Origin of the sequence: Phenylobacterium sp. (genome assembly GCF_030693805.1) — a bacterium.
Lineage (GTDB): Bacteria > Pseudomonadota > Alphaproteobacteria > Caulobacterales > Caulobacteraceae > Phenylobacterium.
This window is the reverse complement of sequence record NZ_JAUXZW010000323.1, coordinates 21,193-39,326: the sequence shown is the minus strand read 5'-3', so window position 1 is coordinate 39,326 and position 18,134 is coordinate 21,193. Positions and strand designations below refer to the sequence as shown.

The following is an 18,134-nucleotide window of genomic DNA, read 5'->3' as shown; positions in this document are numbered from 1 at the left end:
CGCGCGACGATGTCGGCGAACAGCGGCTCGTAGGAGACGGCGCCGGCGAGCGCGCTCGGCTCCGGTCTGAGCGGCGCCTGCGTCGCGGCGCCGGTGGTGGCGGCGGCCAGCCAGAGCACGGCGGTCGCGGCGAGATCTGCGCAGGACATGAGGGAACGCCTTCCATCCGAGGAACGAGACTTCCAATCCCGCATTTGCTACCGCCGCATGGTAAACGCCAGCCTAGCGGGGAACGCATTCGCCCATGTCCGACGCTAAAGCCGCCTGGGCCGAGCTCGCCCGCACCGCCGCCCACGACGGGCGGTCCCGCATCGAAAGCCTGTTCGCCGGCGACCCGGCGCGGCTGGACCGCCTGACCTTCGAAGCCGCCGGTCTGCACCTCGACCTGTCGAAGCAACCCTGGTCGCAGGCTGGGGTCGAGGCCGCGATCGGCCTCGCCCACGCCGCCGACGTCGAAGGCGCGCGGACGCGGCTGATCGCCGGCGAGGTGGTCAACGCCTCCGAGGGCCGCGCCGCCCAGCACATGGCCCTGCGTGCGCCCGCCGGCGCGCGGTTCCAGGCTGCGGGGGAGGCGGTGTCGCCGCTGGTCGACGCCGGTCGCGCCGCCGTGTGGCGGTTCGTCGATGAGATCCGTTCGGGCGCGCGCGCCGGGGCCGCCGGGCACCCCTTCCGCGCTGTGGTGCATATCGGCATCGGCGGGTCGGACCTCGGGCCGCGGCTGGTGTGGGAGGCGCTGGCGCCCATCGAGCCGGACATCGACCTGCGGTTCGCGGCCAATGTCGATCCGTCGGAGATGAGCGCCGCCCTGGCCGGGCTGAAGGCTCAGGAGACGCTGGTGGTCGTGGTTTCGAAGACCTTCGCCACCCAGGAGACCCTCGCCAATGCGGAGGTCGCCCGCGCTTGGTTGCGCGCAAGCCTGGGCGAGGCTGGCGACGCCCATCTGGTGGCGGTGTCCGCCGCGCCCGCCGTCGCGCAAGCGTTCGGCGTGCCGGCCGACCAGGTGTTCGCCTTCTGGGACTGGGTGGGCGGGCGCTTCTCCGTGTGGTCGGCGGTGGGCCTGTCCTGCGCCATCGCGCTTGGGCACGAGATCTTCCAGCACTTCCTCGCCGGCGCGGCGCAGATGGACGCCCACTTCGCCTCCGCGCCGCTGGAGGACAACCTGCCGGTGATGCTGGCGCTGGCGCATGTGTTCAACCGCAACGGCCTGGGGCGCACCGTCCGCGCGGTCGTCCCCTACGCGCGGCGGCTGCGCCTGCTGCCGGATTTCCTCCAGCAGCTCGAGATGGAGTCCAACGGCAAGCGGGTCGACGCCGTGGGCCGGCCCGTCGCGCAAGCCACCGCCACGGCGGTGTTCGGCGGCCCCGGGACCAACGTCCAGCACGCCTTTTTCCAGCTTCTGCATCAGGGGACGGACGTGATCCCGGTGGATATCGTCGCCGTCCACCGCGCCCACGACAATAGCGACGGGCGGCAGGCCAAGCTGCTGGCCAACGCCGTCGCCCAGGCCGAGGCGTTGATGGTCGGTCGCACGGAGGCCGATGTCCGCCAGCAACTTCAGGCGCAGGGGACCGCGCAGTCGCAGATCGATGCGCTGGCCCCGCAGCGCGCCTTTCCGGGCGACCGTCCGTCCAGTTTCATCCTGCTGGAGCGGCTGACGCCCGAGACCCTGGGGGCGTTGATCGCGCTCTATGAGCACAAGACCTTCGTCGAAGGTGTGCTGTGGGGGATCAACAGCTTCGACCAGTGGGGCGTCGAGCTAGGCAAGAGCCTGGCCGGACGGGTGCTGGGCGAACTGGAGGGCGGGCCCGCCGGGTCCCATGATCCATCGACGGCGGCCCTGATCCGGCGCCTGAAGGGTTGAGCCGAACCCAGGGACTCGTTTTCTTCACAAACCGCGACTATAGAGGCGCGCATGTTTTCGCGCGCACATCATGGCCATCACCATCCGACCCGCTTCGGCGGGGGCGGCCGGGATCGCATGCGCTGACGCGACCTCCCAAGCTTCGCCCCCCGCCCGCTGGGACGGGGCTTAGGCGAACGCGCAAGGCTCCATCCCTCCGGCCCGCCCATGCAGACTGGACCATCCGATGGATTTCGACGCCCCTCCAAACCTGAGACGCCGCGGCTTGCCGGCCCCTGGCGCATGGACTAAGCGCGCGCCATGACCGACGACCCCGCACAGACGGCCGCAAGGCCGCAGGCCCGCGCCCCGCGCGGCTTCAACGACCGGCGCGCCCGCGACCTGCTGGGCGAGCGCCGCCTGCTGGCCGCGGTGACCTCGGTCTATGAACGCTATGGCTTCGAGCCCCTGGACACCGGCGCATTCGAATACGCCGACGCGCTGGGCAAGTTCCTGCCCGACGCCGATCGCCCGAACGAGGGCGTGTTCTCGCTGCAGGACGACGACGAGCAGTGGATCGCCCTGCGCTACGACCTGACCGCGCCCCTGGCCCGTTTCGCCGCGCAGAACTGGGAGACCCTGCCCAAGCCGTTCAGGCGCTACGCCGCCGGCCCGGTGTGGCGCAACGAGAAGCCCGGTCCGGGCCGATTCCGGGAGTTCGTCCAGTGCGACGCCGACACGGTCGGCTCTGCGCGGCCTGAAGCCGACGCCGAGATCATCGCCATGGCGGTGGAGGGTCTGGCCGCGGCGGGGCTGCCGGGCGACGCCTATGTGATCAAGATCAACAACCGCAAGCTGCTCAACGGCGTGCTGGCCGCCGCCGGCGTGCGCGACGAGGGCCAGAAGCTGGCGGTGCTGCGCGCGGTGGACAAGCTCGATCGTCTCGGCTCGGAGGGCGTGCGCCTGTTGCTGGGCGAGGGACGGCTGGACGAATCCGGCGCCTTCACCAAGGGGGCCGGCCTGGCGCCGGCCGCTGCGGACTCGGTGGTCGCTTTCACCGAAGCCGGCGGCGGCGTCCGCTCGCAGGTGCTGGACCGCCTGTCGCAAGTCATCGGCGGTTCGGAGGAGGGTGAGGCGGGCCTGCAGGAATTGGCCGCCATCGACCGCGCGCTCGGCGGACTGGGCGTGGCCGAGGCGGCCGCGACCTTCGATCCGTCGGTGGTGCGCGGCCTGGAGTACTATACGGGCCCGGTGTTCGAGGCCGAGCTGCTGATGCAGACCCTGGACGAGAAGGGCGATGCTATGCGCTTCGGCTCGATCGGCGGGGGCGGGCGCTACGACGACCTAGTGGCGCGGTTCACCGGCCAGCAGACCCCGGCCACCGGCTTCTCGTTCGGCGTGTCGCGGTTGTCGGCGGCGCTGCGCGCGGCCGGTCGCGACGGGGCGGCGGACGCCCGCGGGCCCGTGGTGATCATTAACTTCGACGCAGCCCGGATGGGCGACTACTTTGCGATGGCGGGCGAACTTCGGGCCGCTGGCATACCGACCGAGGTCTATCTCGGAACCTCCGGCATGCGCCCGCAGATGAAGTACGCCGACCGCAGGCTGTCGCCCGCCGCGGTGATCGTCGGCGAGGACGAGTTCCAGGCCGGCACGGTGACCATCAAGGATCTTGATCTGGGCCGCCAGTTATCCGCCGGCGTCACCGACAACGCCGCATGGCGCGAGCAGCGGCCGGGCCAGCTGAACGTGCCGCGCGGCCAACTGGTCGCGGAGATCCGCCGCATCCTTGGGGCCGCGTCGTGAGAGCGGAGCCAGCGGTCCCCGGCCAGGCCCTGGCCGCCATCCGCGCGCCGATCCTGGCGGCCGGCGCCGAATCCGTCGACGCGCCGATCCTGCAGCCGCTGGGCCTGCTGCTCGATCTGGCCGGAGAACAGATGCGGGCGCGTCTGTTCGTGGTTCAATCGGAGGGCGGCGCGGAATCCTGCCTGCGCCCCGACTTCACCGTGGCTATCGCGCGACAGCACCTGGAGCGTGGGGTCGCCGCGGGTCGCTACGCCTACGAGGGGGTCGCCTTCCGCGCAGCGATCGGCGAGACCACGCCTGAAGAGTTCCTGCAGATCGGGCTCGAGCGTTTCGAGGTCGCCCAGGCCGATGTCATCGGCTCTGACGCGGAAACCGTCGCGCTCGCCTGGCGCTGTGCGGTCGCCGGCGGTCGGTCGGACCTGACGCTTTGGTTGGGCGACGTCGGCCTGTTCGCAGCCTTCATCGACGGCATGAATGTGCCTGAGGCCTTGGCCGGGCGGCTGAAGCGCGCCGCCGGTCGGCCGCGGCTGATGCAGGCCGAACTCGCCCGCGCCGGAAGCGACGCTGCTCCGGCGCCTGGCGGGCAGCTCACGGGCATGCTGTCGCAGCTCGCGCCCGCCCAGGCCGCCGAACTGCTGGAAGAGGTCTGGTCGCTGGCGGGCATCGAGCCGGTGGGTGGACGTGGACCGGCGGAGATCGCCCAGCGGCTGGTGCGCCGCGCCCAAGCCGCCGAGGCGCCGTCGCTGACCCATGCCCAGGCCGATTCGATCCGTCGCTTTCTGGCGGTGTCGGAAGAGCCTGCTTCGGCGTTGGCCCTGGCGCGCGCCGCGGCGGAGCCCGCAGGCGCGAGTTTCCGTCAGGCCATGGAAGGCTGGGAGTCACGACTTCGGGCGCTTGAGGCGTTGGGGGTCCCGACTGACCGACTGCGCTTCGCCACCGCGCTCGGGCATGCGTTCGACTACTATGATGGCCTCACCTTCGAGATCCGCAGCGAAGCGCTGGGGGCCGACCGGGCGCTGGCGGTCGGCGGTCGCTACGATGGGCTGATGGCCAGGCTGGGCGACGCCGGTCAGACCCGCGCCATCGGCTGCATGGTCCGCCCCTGGCGCGCCTTTGCTGGAGGTGAGGCGTGAGCGAACCCCTGATCATCGCCGTGGCGTCCAAGGGGCGCCCGAAGGAGCAGGTCGAGGCCTGGCTCGCCGACTGCGGGCTGGATCTGCAACTGGTCGGTGGTTCTCGCGGCTACATCGCGTCCCTGAAGGGCATGCCCGGCGTACAGGTCCGCCTGCTGTCGGCGTCCGATATCGCGGATGCGCTCGACGCTGGCGAAGTCCACCTGGGGATCACCGGCGAGGATCTTCTGCGCGAACGTGGCCAGGACATCGACCAGCGGCTGCTGATGCTGCGTGCGTTGGGCTTCGGCCGCGCGGACCTGGTGGTCGCGGTTCCCAAGAGCTGGCTCGACGTCGACACCATGGCCGATCTGGAGGAAGTGGCGCACGAGTTCCTGGCGCGCACCGGCCGACGGATGCGGGTGGCGACCAAGTACGTGGTCCAGACCCGCGCCTATTTCGCGCGGCATGGGGTTTCCGACTACCGGATAACCGAGTCTGGTGGCGCGACCGAAGGCGCACCTGCGTCGGGCGGCGCCGAGCTCATCGTCGACATCACCACCACTGGCGCGACGCTGAACGCCAACGGGTTGAAGGTGCTGGCGGACGGCCTGATCCTGAAGAGCCAGTTCCAGCTCGCGGCCAATCTGCAGATCGCCTGGAGCGACCGCCAATTGGACGCCGCCCAGCGGCTGCTGCGCATCGTCGAGGCGCGTTCCGCGGCCTTGCGCACGGTCACGTTGGACTGGCCGCAAGGTGACGCGCCGAGTGACGTCATCGATACGCTGGTGGCGCAAGGCGCAACACGACGTTCCAATGGGCTGCTGGTCGGTGTCGACCGCATCCCCGCCGTCGCCGGCGCGTTGACCGCCGTCGGCCTGGGCCCAGTCACCGTTGCTCGGCCCGATTTCGTTTTCGACCTTCGATGCGCTCCATTTGAGCAGCTCATCGCGCGGCTGAAAGATGACACGGGTGTCAAAAAGTAGGTCCGAGAGACGTCTAGACTGGCGCTATCGCGAAAATCTCATCGAAATAGCATGCAATTCACGGGTCGCCGTGTTGACTCGGAATCGAAACTGCCATCTTGTCACAACTGCGAGAGACATGACGGCGCTAGTCCTGACGTCTCCGGCGTTTCGGGGAGGAAACGCCCTACTATATGAGCAATTGCTCGGAATTCGGCCCGCTGCGATTATCCCCCGCAGCGGGCCAAATTTTTGCCTGACGTTGAATTTTGACAAAGGCGTCAGTTAAAATCGGGTCACCAGATTCGGGCGCGATCCTCAGGCGCCACATACATCGCCGAGCCTGGCTTTACGCCGAACGCCTCATAGAAGGCGTCAATGTTACGGACCGGGAGATCGACCCGGTACTGCGGCGGCGAATGCGGGTCGCTGACCAGTTGCTTGCGCATGCTGTCTTCGCGGTTCTTGCTGCGCCACACCTGAGCCCAGCCGAGGAACACCCGCTGGTCGCCGGTGAAGCCGTCGATCACCGGCGCCGGCTTGCCGCCCAGCGAGATGTGATACGCGTCCAGCGCCAGCAGGAGCCCGCCAAGGTCGGCGATGTTCTCGCCCATGGTCAGGTCGCCGTTGATCTTGGCGCCCGGCAGCACCTCGACCGCGGAATACTGCTTGCCAAGCTTGTCGGCCTGGGCCTGGAACTTGGCCGCGTCTTCCGCCGTCCACCAGTCGCTCAGCCGGCCGTCGCCGTCCGACTTGCGGCCCTGGTCGTCGAAGCCGTGGGTGATCTCGTGGCCGATCACCCCGCCGATGCCGCCGTAGTTGATCGCCGGATCGCCGTCGGGGTCGAAGAAGGGCGGCTGGAGGATCGCAGCCGGGAAGACGATCTCGTTCTTGGTCGAGCTGTAATAGGCGTTGATGGTCGGCGGGGTCATGCCCCACTCGCTGCGGTCGACGGGCTTGCCCAGGCGCCCGACGCGATAGGCCCAGTCGAAGGCGGTTGCGCGCTCGACGTTGCCGTACAGGTCGTCGGCTTTCAGACTGAGGCCGGTGTAGTCGCGCCACTTGTCCGGATAGGCGATCTTGACGGTGAACTTCGCCAGCTTGGCGAGCGCCTTGGTCTTGGTCTGCGGGCTCATCCACGACACGCGCTCGATGCGCTGGCCCATGGCGGTTTTGATGTCGTTGACCAGGGCCTCCATCTTGGCCTTGCTCTCCGGCGGGAAGTAGGCGGCGACATAGGCCTTGCCGAGCGCTTCGCCGATCTGGCTGTCGACGAGGTTCACGGCGCGCTTCCAGCGGGGCTTCTGCTCGGGCTGCCCGGACAAGGTCTTGTCGCGGAACTGGTAATGCGCCTGCTCGAAGCCTCTCGAGAGATAGGGCGCGGCGTTGTCGGCGACGTTGAACGCCGTCCAGGCCTTCAGCACGTCCAGCGGCGTCGCCGCGTAGATGGCGGCGATCTTCGGGAAGGCGGTGTTCTCCGACGCGATCACCCGCTGGACGCCGCCGAGATCGGCCGCGTCGAGGTACGCCTTCCAGGGGAAGCCCGGGGCGAGGGCGACGAGGTCCGGTAGCGGGTAAGGGTTGTAGGTCTTCTCGTCGTCGCGCCGTTCGGTGCGCGTCCAGGAGACCTTGGCGATCTCCGTTTCCAGCGCGACGATCGCCTTGGCGGCGCCTTGCGGATCCTTCCATCCGATGCGGCCGAGCATGGCTGCGACATAGGCCTCATAGGCCGTCTTCTGCGGTGCGAACCGGGGCTCCAGATAGTAGTCCCGGTCCGGCAAGCCCATGCCGCCCTGGCCCAGATAGACCGCGTAGTTCATCGGGTCCTTGGCGTCGTCGTAGATCGCCGCGGTGAAGAACGAACCGCCGAAGCCTTTGACCGCCGCGCCCATCAACCGGGCGATATCGGTCTTGTCGCGGGCCGTGCGCACCGTGGCCAAATCCTGTTCCAGCGGCTTGGCGCCCAGCGCCTCGACCTTCGTCTCGTCGAGGAAGCTTTTGTACAGGGCGCCGACCAGCGCCTGTTCGCCTTGGGCGGAGGGCGCGCCCGCGGCCTTGTCCGCCACCGCGCGCATGCGGTTCACGGAAAGCTCGTTCAGCGCGTCGAAATTGCCATAGCGTGAGCGGTCGGCCGGGATCTCTGTCCGCTTCAGATAGGTTCCGTTGGCGTAGAGGAAGAAGCTCTCGCCCGGGCCGACGGCGGTGTCGCGTCCGGTGAGGTCGAAGCCCCAGGTCCCCATGCGCGGGGCCTTCGACAGATCGGCGACGGCGGTCGCCGCCGTCGTGGGGGCGGGTGCGGCGCGGGCGGGCTCGGCTTGCGCCGCCGCGTCGAACGCCGAAAGAAGAGCGCCCGCCGACGCGGCGACGAGCAATGCAGCCTTGATCACAGGGTAGCCTCGCGAAATTGAGGCTGCGACCTTGCCCCGGTCACGGCGCTGGGGGCTCGTGACTTTTTTGTTATGAACCCGGGCGCTCTTGCGGCGAAGGTTGCGGGCGCCGCGGATTCGCGACCCGTCGCGGGCAGCAGGGCTCATCGTCGGGCGCAGGAGAACGTATGGAAGGCCACGTATCGGCAGGCGACTACAAGGATGTCGTGCTGTTCCTGGCGACCGCCGGAATCATTGTGCCGCTGTTCCGGCGCTGGCGCGTCAGTCCGATCCTGGGCTTCCTGGGCGCCGGCGTGCTGCTCGGCCCCTACGGCCTGGCGTCATTGTCCGACGCGGCGCCGTGGGTCGCCTATGTCACTATCGACAACCCGGGCGAGATCGCCCAGCTCGCCGAACTGGGCGTCGTGTTCCTGCTGTTCATGATCGGGCTGGAGTTGTCGTGGCAGCGCCTGCGGCTGCTGCGCCGTTATGTGTTCGGCATGGGCGCACTGCAGGTGACGCTATGCGCCGGCATCATCGCCGCGGCGGCCGTGGCCATGGGTCAGTCGGTCGCCAGCGCCGCGGCGATCGGGGCGGCGCTGGCGCTGTCCTCAACCGCGGTGGTCATGCCGATCCTGGCGGAGCGCAAGCGCCAACACTCGCAAGCCGGGCGCGCGACGTTCTCCGTCTTGCTGTTCCAGGATCTGGCCGTGGCTCCGATCCTGATCACCATCGCGATGACCAGTGGCCGCGCGGACCAGGGACTGTCGCCCAATCTGTTGCTGACCTTCGCGCCGGCCGCCATCGGCGTGCTGGTGCTGCTGGCGTTCGGGCGGCTGTTGCTGCGGCCAATGCTGCGCTCGGTCGCCCGCGCCAAGAGCGAAGAGCTGTTCATGGCCGCCTGCCTGCTGGTGGTGATCGGCGCGGGTCTGGTCAGCGCGCTCGCCGGCTTGTCGATGGCGATCGGCGCGTTCATCGCCGGACTGCTGCTGGCGGAGACCGAATTCCGGCATGAGGTCGAGGTCACCATCGAGCCGTTCAAGGGCCTGCTGCTGGGTCTGTTCTTTCTGTCGGTGGGGATCGGCCTGAACCTCTCGACGCTGGCGGCCAACCCCCTGCTGATCCCGGCGCTGGCGATCGGCATGGTGGCGCTGAACACCACCGTGATCTTCGGGCTGGCGAGGTTGTTCCGGCTGACCAGCCAAAGCGCCATCGAGGCGGCGTTGCTGCTGGCGGGGGGCGGGGAGTTCGCCTTCGTCATCCTGTCGTCCGCGGTCGGCGGCGGTATCGTTCCCGAAGCCATCGCTCAGACCGTGCTGGTCGCCTCGACGCTGTCGATGATGAGCATTCCCGTGCTGGCGGCGTGGGGCTTGAAGCTGGGCGGCCGCAAGGTGACGCCCAGCGAGCTGCCGCAGGAACCGGTCGAGTCGACGGCGCCCGCGGTCACCCCCAGGGTGCTGGTGATCGGCTACGGTCGGGTGGGCCGCCTGGTCGGCGAGATGCTGCATCGACACGAGATCCCCTGGGTGGCCGCCGAGCGCGACGCCAAGCTGGTGGAGATCGGCCGACGCAGCGGCGACGCGATCTACTTTGGCGATGCAGCCCGGATCGAGTTCCTGAAGCGCTGCGGTCTGGGCGAGGCCTCGGCCCTGGTGATCACCATGGATGACGCGGAAGCTGTGGAGACCGTGGTCAGCCTGGCGCGCGAACAACGCGCCGACCTCAAGATCATCGCCCGCGCCCGCGACGCGCGCCAGGCCGAACGCCTCTACGAGCTAGGCGCCACCGACGCCGTGCCCGAGACTATCGAGGCCAGCCTGCAGCTCTCGGAGGCGCTGCTGGTCGAGATCGGCGTGCCCATGGGGCTGGTCATCGCCTCGATCCACGAGCGCCGGGACGAGGTGCGCAAGTCGCTGAATCGACCGGAAGCGCTTGGCGGCCGGCTGCGCCGCTATCGCCAGAGCGGCGAACCCGGTGCGGCCCCCTGACGCAGGGACGACTGGCGTCGGCTTTGAGGGTCGGAAAGAATCCGCGGAACCAGTACCTCGCGGGTGCGTTGCAGCGTCGGCTAAACGACGGTGGGGCGGGCTGGTCACGCATGATGCAAGGTGTCGGATGGGCGCAGCGCTGCAATGCGCATAGACCGGTCTTCAGGCTTGCGTCAGGTGATCGATCGCCTTCGGACTCCGTCGCGAGCCATTCGTTAATGGCTGGGCGGCTATCTACTCGTCAGACCAAATATAAGGGTTGCCGCAGCAAGGGGTCGAACGTGCCACTTGCTACGGACACACGCGCGATCTACACCGCAGTGCGGCACGCCTTGTGCCGAGCATCGCAGTGTAGCCTGTCAGCGTTACGTCGTGAGGGCTGAGAATTTGCATGCTAAGTGTGGCTTCGGTGACACTTACGCAATGTCTCGTCCTTGATATAAGCGGTTAGGTCATTCGGCCGCACCACTGAGGGCAAAAGAGGGCTCCTATAATGAAGTTCAAACTCCTGGCGGGAGCCGCGCTGGCGGCGGTGTTCGCCGCGTCCGGCGCAGCCGCGCAAGACACCGGCTGGTACGGCGCCGTGGATCTCGGTTACCACTGGCCCGAAGGGATCGACGGCACGTCGTCGGACCTGATCGGCGGTCGCCAACTGTCCTGGGATTTCAACCAGGAAGAAGACTGGGCCGGCTTCGCCCGTCTCGGTTATCAGTTCACCGACCACCTGCGCGTGGAAGCGGAACTCGGCTATCGCCCCGGCGATATCGAGTCGATCCGCGGCGGCGCGATCAACCCCATCCTCGGCCTGTGCACGCCCAACGTGACGCGCACCGCCGCTGCTCCTAACTGCGGTTCGCCCAGCGGCGACATCACGGCCTGGACCGGCATGGCGAATGTGCTGTGGGACTTCATGCCCGGGTCGTCGATCAACCCGTTCATCGGCGCTGGCGTCGGCGTCAATCACGTCAAGATTGACGCTCTTGGCCAGTTCTCGAACATCACCGGCGCCATCACGGCGGCGAACCCGGCGTTCCAGAACATGCGCTTCGACGACGACGACACCGCGCTCGCCTATCAGGCGATCGCCGGCGTCGCGTGGAAGGCTTCGGACCGCCTGAACGTCGACCTGACCTACCGCTGGCTCGGCGGCACGGAACTGCAGCTGCAGGGCGTTGGCCTGAACGCCGCGACCGGCGCTGTCGGCCCGATCCAACCTGGCGTGTTCCGCGGCGAATACCGCGACCAGTCGGTGACGCTCGGCCTGCGGTACGCGTTCGGGTCGGCTCCGCCGCCCCCGCCGCCTCCTCCGCCCCCGCCGCCGCCTCCCCCGCCGCCTCCTCCGCCGCCTCCGCCGGCGTATGAGGCCAAGCAATTCATCGTCTACTTCCCGTTCGATCAGTACGTGCTGACGCCGGAAGCCCAGACGGTGGTTCAGGAAGCCGCCAACTACGCCAGCGCCGGCCGTGCGACCCAGGTCGTCGTGGTGGGCCACGCGGACACCTCCGGCTCGCCGGCGTACAACGTCCGCCTGTCGGAACGTCGCGCCAAGGCCGTCGCCGATGCGCTGGTTGGCCTGGGCGTCGCCCAGACCGCCCTGCAAGTCGACTGGAAGGGTGAATCGGCTCCTGCGGTCGCCACTGGCGACGGCGTCAAGGAACCGCTGAACCGTCGTTCGACGATCGACATCAACTTCTGATCTCGATTTAGACAAGACGGCTTAGCCGAATAGCGAGGGGCCCGGTCGAAAGACCGGGCCCCTTTGCTTTTGGGTGTGCTCCGAGCCAGCATGCTTGCGGATCGGAGCGCACATGGCCTGGGACGACCTCGATCTCGAGAAGTTCGTGGACGAGCGACAGGCCGCCCGGGCCTTGCTCGCAGCCGCCCCGCTCAATGAGTCCGAGCGCCAGATCGTGGCCCGCGAGGCCGAGGCCCTTGTGCGCGAGACGCGCGGTGCGGTCTCCCGCGCTGGCGTGGTGCAGCGCTTCCTGCAGGAATTCAGTCTTTCGACCCAGGAAGGCCTGGCGCTGATGTGCCTGGCCGAGGCGCTTCTGCGCACGCCGGACACCGCCACGCGTGACCGGCTGATCGCCGAGCGGATCGCCTCCGCCGACTGGGCCTGCCACGTCGGCCGTTCCGACAGCCTGTTGGTCAACGCCTCGACATGGAGCCTGATGCTCACCGGCCGGCTGGTGGACCCCGATCCGGAGATGCGCCGGGACCTGCCGTCGTTCGTCCGCCGGCTGGCCGGCCGGGTGGGCGAGCCGGTGATCCGCGCCGCCATCGCCGCCGCGCTGCGGATCATGGGCGAACAGTTCGTCCTCGGACGATCCATCGAGCAGGCTCTGGGTCGCGCCGCTGCGGAAGGCTTCGTCTGTTCGTTCGACATGCTCGGGGAGGGCGCGCGCACCGAAGGCGACGCCGAGCGCTACGAAGCCGCCTACGCCGGTGCGCTGGAGCGGGTTGCGCAGGAGAACCGCCGGCTCGGGCCCGACCGCAGGCACGGCTTGTCGGTGAAGCTCTCCGCCCTGTCGTCGCGCTACGACGCCCTGCACGAAGCCCAGGTCTTCGACGGCCTCTATCCGCGGCTGGAGCGGCTGGCGCGCCAGGCGGCCGACAGTCAAACCGATCTCACGATCGACGCGGAGGAAGCTGATCGGCTGGTTCTATCGCTGAAGCTGCTGTCGCGGCTGGCCGCGTCGCCGGCACTAGCCGGCTGGTCAGGCTTGGGCCTGGCCGTGCAGGCCTATCAAAAACGCGCGCCACGGGTGATCGCCGCCGTGAACGGCCTGGCGCAAGAGAGTAGTCGCAGCCTGCATGTCCGCCTGGTGAAGGGCGCCTACTGGGACGCGGAAATCAAGCGGGCGCAGGTGGCGGGCCAGCCCGGATATCCGGTGTTCACCACCAAGGCGGCGACCGATCTGTCCTATCTGGTCTGCGCCCGCGCACTGCTGGCGAATGGACCGTCGCTGCGGTCGCTGTTCGCGACGCACAACGCCCACACCGTCGCGGCGGTGCGCGCCATGGCCGAGCAGGCCGGAACAACGCCGGTCTTCCAGCGCCTGCATGGCATGGGCGAGACGCTGTATGAGGCGGCCACGGCGCGTTACGGCCCACTGCCGGTGCAGGTCTACGCTCCGGTTGGCGAACACGAACAGCTGCTGCCGTACCTGGTGCGCAGGTTGCTGAAAAATGGCGCCAACACATCCTTCGTACACGCCCTGTCAGACCCGAACGCGCCGGCGGCCGCAGTCGCCGCCGATCCGATCGCGGTGGTGGAGGCGTCCGGTGGAGCGCCGCATCCTGGCATTCCGCTTCCGGCCGACCTGTTCCAGCCCGACCGCGCCAACAGCACCGGCGTCGACCTCACCCAGGCGGCGGAGCGCGAACGGTTGGCGCGCGCCATCACCGAGCTCGATCGCAGCCCCGAGAGCGCAGGGCCGATCGTCAGCGGTCGCGAGCGGCGCGCGGGCGCGGGCAGGCAGCGGTCTTCGCCGGCGGATCCTCATCGGGTGGTCGCAAGCACGTGGAGCGCTTCCGCCGATGACATCCAGGCCGCCTTCGCCGCTGCCGCCGGTGCTCAGCCAGCCTGGGACGCCCAAGGCGGCGCGGCGCGGGCGCGAGTGCTGCGCGCCATGGCCGAGGCTCTGGAGCACGACCGTGATCACCTGGTGGCGCTGTGCGTGCGCGAAGCGGGAAAGACGCTGGCCGACGGGGTCGCGGAGGTTCGCGAGGCCGCCGACTTCTGCCGCTACTACGCGATGCTCGCAGAGCGCCAGTTCGACGCGCCTGTGACGCTGAAGGGCCCGACCGGAGAGACCAACACCCTGAGGCTGAAAGGGCGGGGGGTGTTCGCCTGCATCAGTCCATGGAACTTCCCGCTGGCGATCTTCACCGGCCAGGTGGCCGCGGCGCTGGCCGCCGGCGACGCGGTGCTCGCCAAGCCGGCCGAGCAGTCCCCGGTGATCGCCGCGGCGGCGGTGCGCCTGTTCCACGCCGCCGGCCTGCCGGTCGACATCCTGCATCTGCTGCCGGGTGATGGCGGCGTGGTGGGTCAGGCGTTGGTCCAGCATCCATTGTGCGCAGGCGTCGCCTTCACCGGGGGCACGCAGACCGCCTGGGCGATCAACCGTGCGCTGGCGGCGCGGGACGGCCCTATCGTCCCGCTGATCGCCGAGACCGGAGGGCTCAACGCGATGTTCGTCGACACCACGGCCCTGCGCGAGCAGGTGATCGACGACGTCCTGGTCTCCGCCTTTGGATCGGCCGGCCAGCGCTGCTCGGCGCTGCGCCTGCTGTTCGCGCCGCACGAGACGGCGGACGGATTGATCTCAGGGATCGCCGAGGCGATGGACGCGCTCGTGGTGGGCGATCCGGCGGATGCCGCCACCGATATCGGGCCGGTCATCGACCGGGAGGCGCTGGGCGCGCTGCATGCGCACCTGGCCCGCCTGGAGGCCCAGGCAAAGGTGGTTCGCCGTCTGGGGACGCCGCACGCCGGGACATTCTTCGGCCCGACCCTGGCGGAGATCCCGGACGCCGCCTTCCTGCAGAGCGAGGTGTTCGGGCCGATCCTGCATGTGGTGCGCTACGACCCGGCCCAGATCGCCGCCGCGGCCGCGCCGTTGGTCGCCGCCGGCTACGGCCTGACGCTTGGCGTCCACAGCCGGCTGGACGGCTTCGCCGCCCAGGTGCTGGCGAGCGTGCCGGCTGGCAACGCCTATGTGAACCGGTCGATCATCGGCGCGGTGGTCGGCGTCCAGCCGTTCGGCGGCGAGGGGCTGTCGGGCACTGGGCCCAAGGCTGGCGGACCCAACAGCCTGCTTCGCTATGCGGTGGAACGCGCCTTGTCGGTGAACATCGCAGCCCAAGGCGGCGACCCTGGCCTGCTCAACCTCGATCCGTGAGCCTGCATGGACTCAAAGTGTTGTGAGGCGATCCGCCGCGCTTCCCCGCAACCCCTTGATCCTCATGGGGAGAGAGCCGACGTTAACCTTTCGTTGAGGAAAAAAGGCTGGGGACGGACCGTATCGGCCGTTGACGAGTCATTAGCCAAGTGTCCCCATATGTGGGTGGCGCAGGTGCTTCGCCCACAACATGTTGCGTCGGGCGGGGGGCTCGACGCGGTTACAACATAGAACAGGTTTTCGATCATGAGCGGCGGTGAAGCGGTAGTCCGTACGGTTTCCGACAGCACGCAGAGGTCGAACGGCAGGTTCGAACGACCGCAGCTCCAGCTCGTCCGCAAGGTGGAGGTGGATCGTTCGCGCGACGCCGAGTTGACCGATTTCGGCAAGACGACGCTCGAGGATCGCTATCTGCTGGCGGGCGAGTCCTACCAGGACATGTTCGCGCGCGTCGCCACCGCGTTCGCCGACGACGCCGACCACGCCCAGCGGATCTACGACTACATTTCCAACCTGTGGTTCATGCCCTCGACGCCGGTGCTGTCGAATGGCGGCGCATCGCGCGGGCTGCCGATCTCCTGCTTCCTCAACGCCGTGCCCGATAGCCTGGAAGGCATCATGGGCGTGTGGAACCAGAACGTGGCGCTGGCCTCCAATGGCGGCGGCATCGGCACCTACTGGGGCGGCGTCCGGTCGATCGGCGAGAAGGTCAAGGGCGCCGGCCAGACCAGCGGCATCATCCCGTTCATCCGGGTGATGGACAGCCTGACGCTGGCGATCAGCCAGGGCAGCCTGCGACGCGGCTCGGCGGCGGTGTACCTCGACATCCACCATCCGGAGATCGAGGAGTTCCTGGAGATCCGTAAACCCTCCGGCGACTTCAACCGCAAGTCGCTGAACCTGCACCACGGCATCTCCATCACCGACGAGTTCATGGAAGCCGTGCGCGACGACGCGCCCTTCGCCTTGCGCTCGCCAAAGAACGGCGAAGTCGTACGCCAGGTGAACGCCCGCTCGCTGTGGCAGAAGATCCTCGAGATCCGCCTGCAGACCGGCGAGCCCTACCTGATCTTCTCCGACACGGTGAACCGCGCCATGCCGCAGCATCAGCGTGAGCTGGGGCTCAAGGTGCGCCAGTCGAACCTGTGCTCCGAGATCATGCTGCATACCGGCGTCGACCATCTCGGCCAGGACCGCACAGCGGTCTGCTGCCTGTCGTCGGTCAACGCCGAGAAGTTCTTGGAATGGCGCGACCACCCGACCTTCATCGAAGACGTCATGCGCTTTCTCGACAACGTGCTGCAGGACTTCATCGACCGCGCCCCGTCGGAAATGGACCCTGCGGTCTACGCGGCGATGCGCGAGCGCTCCGTGGGCCTGGGCCTGATGGGCTTCCACTCGTTCCTGCAAAGCCAGAATGTTCCGTTCGAGTCGGCGCTGGCCAAGTCGTGGAACATGCGGCTGTTCAAGCACCTGCGCCGTCACTGCGACGCCGCCTCGCGCACGCTGGCGGCCGAGCGCGGCGCCTGCCCCGACGCCGCCGAGCGGGGAGTGATGGAGCGATTCTCCCACAAGCTGGCGATCGCCCCGACCGCGTCGATCTCGATCATCTGCGGCGGCACCAGCGCCGGCATCGAGCCGATCCCGGCCAACATCTACACGCACAAGACCCTGTCCGGCTCGTTCGCGGTCAAGAACCCGTATCTCGAGCGCCTGCTGGACGAGAAGGGCTGCAACACGCCGGCGATCTGGGACTCGATCCTGGAGAACGAAGGCTCGATCCAGCACCTCGACTTCCTCTCGGCCGACGAGAAGGATGTCTACAAGACCGCCTTCGAGATCGATCAGCGTTGGGTGGTCGAACTCGCCGCTGACCGGACGCCGGATATCTGCCAGTCGCAGTCGGTGAACATCTTCCTGCCGGGCGATGTCGATAAGTGGGACCTGCACATGCTGCACTGGCAGGCGTGGGAGCGGGGCTGCAAGTCGCTCTACTACCTGCGCTCGAAATCCGTGCAGCGCGCGGCGCACGCAGGCGGCGAAATGATCGCGGCGCTTGTCACCTCCACCGAACGCACCGACTACGAGGAATGCCTCGCCTGTCAGTAGGCGAGGACGGTCGAGGGGCTACACGTCTGCGGTTTGGAACTCATGCGCACTTCCTGCGGTTGGAAGTGTGTGGAAGGATCGCTTCCAAGCTGTGGCGTTGACCGGGCAGGGGGAGAGACGATGGGGCTGGCGGCCGTAGCGGCCTTGGCCGTGGGAGCAGGGATCGCAGGGCAGGCCATGGCCGCTCCGCAAACCCCCACATCCGTAACCACGGCGGTCAATTCCTCCGCCGCCCTTTTCGAAGATCCCATGGGACAACTGATGTCTCGCGAAGTGACCGTCGCCGATGGCCCGGTCGAATGGCGCGGCGCGCAGACGACGACACTCCACCTCAGCGAGGCCGGTGCGGCGATCGATTCGGTTCGGGTCAGCGTCGGCGGCGTTCTGCGCTCACCAGGCGGCCTGCCGCTGAATCTCGATCGCGCCGACTTCGACGCCCGGGTCTATGAGGTGTCGGTGGTGCGGGACTGGCCCGGCGCCTGGCGCGTCGGCGCCGGCGACTATGACCTCGATGTTTCGCCGCATGCCGGCGTCGGCGTGTCCAACCTGGGCGGCCAGGCCGAGGCTGGAGCCGTGGTGCGACTGGGCAAAGGGCTCGACGACGACGTCGCCCAACGACTGGGCGACATCGGCGTTCGCGATGGCGCCAGCTTTGGCGATCACGGACGCTGGTACCTGTTCGCCGCCGCCAGCGGACGCGCCGTCGGCCTCAACATGTTGCGTAGCGACGACGGCTGGGACCGCGCCGGCTGGTCGACAGATCCCTCCAGCGCCCTGATCGGCGACGCCCACGTCGGGATCGGCTATCGCCGCGGCGCCATGCAGACCTCGCTCGGCTATGTGCACCGCGAGGTGAAAGGCCAGCACATGATCTTTGGTCAGGAGACCCGCGACGACTCGATGGTCGCCTTCTCGCTGTCGATCAAGCCGCGCCACTGAATCTCGCCGCCAGGCGATAATTCACAAGATGTTGGGTTGGTGCGCCAACTTGCCGCTAGATGTTGTCGGCTTTCGGGGCCTATCGTGAGGCCTCAGCGTTCCCAT

The 18,134-nt window shown here is 68.4% G+C and carries 10 protein-coding genes; 9 read left to right on the top strand and 1 reads right to left on the bottom strand.

Annotated features, from left to right (window positions below; genetic code table 11):
- Window positions 1-244: 244 nt before the first annotated feature.
- From pgi to hisG, 4 genes are all read left to right on the top strand, one after another.
- Window positions 245-1,861 (top strand): glucose-6-phosphate isomerase, encoded by a 1,617-nt coding sequence (gene pgi / locus Q8M88_RS12765; protein WP_305597535.1) that lies wholly within the window; start codon window positions 245-247, stop codon window positions 1,859-1,861.
- Window positions 1,862-2,161: 300 nt separating this feature from the next.
- Window positions 2,162-3,646, top strand: coding sequence for a histidine--tRNA ligase (hisS, locus tag Q8M88_RS12760; RefSeq protein ID WP_305597534.1), 1,485 nt, complete (start codon window positions 2,162-2,164; stop codon window positions 3,644-3,646).
- Window positions 3,643-4,779, top strand: coding sequence for an ATP phosphoribosyltransferase regulatory subunit (locus Q8M88_RS12755; protein WP_305597533.1), 1,137 nt, complete (start codon window positions 3,643-3,645; stop codon window positions 4,777-4,779). Before hisS ends, Q8M88_RS12755 begins: the two co-directional genes overlap by 4 nt.
- The gene (hisG, locus tag Q8M88_RS12750) at window positions 4,776-5,744 is read left to right on the top strand and encodes an ATP phosphoribosyltransferase (protein ID WP_305597532.1); all 969 of its coding nucleotides are present in this window, start codon (window positions 4,776-4,778) and stop codon (window positions 5,742-5,744) included. Before Q8M88_RS12755 ends, hisG begins: the two co-directional genes overlap by 4 nt.
- Before the next feature lie 275 nt (window positions 5,745-6,019).
- Here the strand turns inward: hisG and Q8M88_RS12745 are convergent, their stop codons facing one another.
- On the bottom strand, window positions 6,020-8,107 hold the full coding sequence (locus tag Q8M88_RS12745) for a M13 family metallopeptidase (protein ID WP_371132703.1): 2,088 nt from the start codon (window positions 8,105-8,107) through the stop codon (window positions 6,020-6,022).
- Window positions 8,108-8,277: 170 nt separating this feature from the next.
- On the opposite strand from Q8M88_RS12745, the gene Q8M88_RS12740 reads away from it, so the two are divergent.
- The 5 genes from Q8M88_RS12740 to Q8M88_RS12720 all read left to right on the top strand — a co-directional run bounded on the left by Q8M88_RS12740 (window position 8,278) and on the right by Q8M88_RS12720 (window position 18,029).
- Window positions 8,278-10,077 carry a cation:proton antiporter gene (locus tag Q8M88_RS12740; RefSeq protein ID WP_305597530.1) on the top strand — a complete coding sequence of 600 codons (1,800 nt, stop codon included), beginning with the start codon at window positions 8,278-8,280 and terminating at the stop codon, window positions 10,075-10,077.
- Window positions 10,078-10,570: 493 nt separating this feature from the next.
- Window positions 10,571-11,773: an OmpA family protein gene (locus Q8M88_RS12735; RefSeq protein WP_305597529.1), complete on the top strand. Its 1,203-nt coding sequence runs from the start codon at window positions 10,571-10,573 to the stop codon at window positions 11,771-11,773.
- A 112-nt stretch (window positions 11,774-11,885) separates the two neighbouring features.
- Window positions 11,886-14,981 carry a bifunctional proline dehydrogenase/L-glutamate gamma-semialdehyde dehydrogenase PutA gene (gene putA, locus Q8M88_RS12730; RefSeq protein ID WP_305597528.1) on the top strand — a complete coding sequence of 1,032 codons (3,096 nt, stop codon included), beginning with the start codon at window positions 11,886-11,888 and terminating at the stop codon, window positions 14,979-14,981.
- A 246-nt stretch (window positions 14,982-15,227) separates the two neighbouring features.
- A complete protein-coding gene (locus Q8M88_RS12725) occupies window positions 15,228-17,090 on the top strand; it encodes a ribonucleoside-diphosphate reductase subunit alpha (protein WP_305597527.1) in 1,863 nt (620 codons plus the stop codon).
- A 120-nt stretch (window positions 17,091-17,210) separates the two neighbouring features.
- A complete protein-coding gene (locus tag Q8M88_RS12720; RefSeq protein ID WP_305597526.1) occupies window positions 17,211-18,029 on the top strand; it encodes a lipid A-modifier LpxR family protein in 819 nt (272 codons plus the stop codon).
- Window positions 18,030-18,134: the final 105 nt, after the last annotated feature.

Coding starts and splice junctions, on each gene's coding strand:
- pgi (WP_305597535.1), top strand. CDS start 245: ATGTCCGACGCTAAAGCCGCCTGGGCCGAGCTCGCCCGCACCGCCGCC.
- hisS (WP_305597534.1), top strand. CDS start 2,162: ATGACCGACGACCCCGCACAGACGGCCGCAAGGCCGCAGGCCCGCGCC.
- Q8M88_RS12740 (WP_305597530.1), top strand. CDS start 8,278: ATGGAAGGCCACGTATCGGCAGGCGACTACAAGGATGTCGTGCTGTTC.
- Q8M88_RS12735 (WP_305597529.1), top strand. CDS start 10,571: ATGAAGTTCAAACTCCTGGCGGGAGCCGCGCTGGCGGCGGTGTTCGCC.
- putA (WP_305597528.1), top strand. CDS start 11,886: ATGGCCTGGGACGACCTCGATCTCGAGAAGTTCGTGGACGAGCGACAG.
- Q8M88_RS12725 (WP_305597527.1), top strand. CDS start 15,228: ATGAGCGGCGGTGAAGCGGTAGTCCGTACGGTTTCCGACAGCACGCAG.
- Q8M88_RS12720 (WP_305597526.1), top strand. CDS start 17,211: ATGGGGCTGGCGGCCGTAGCGGCCTTGGCCGTGGGAGCAGGGATCGCA.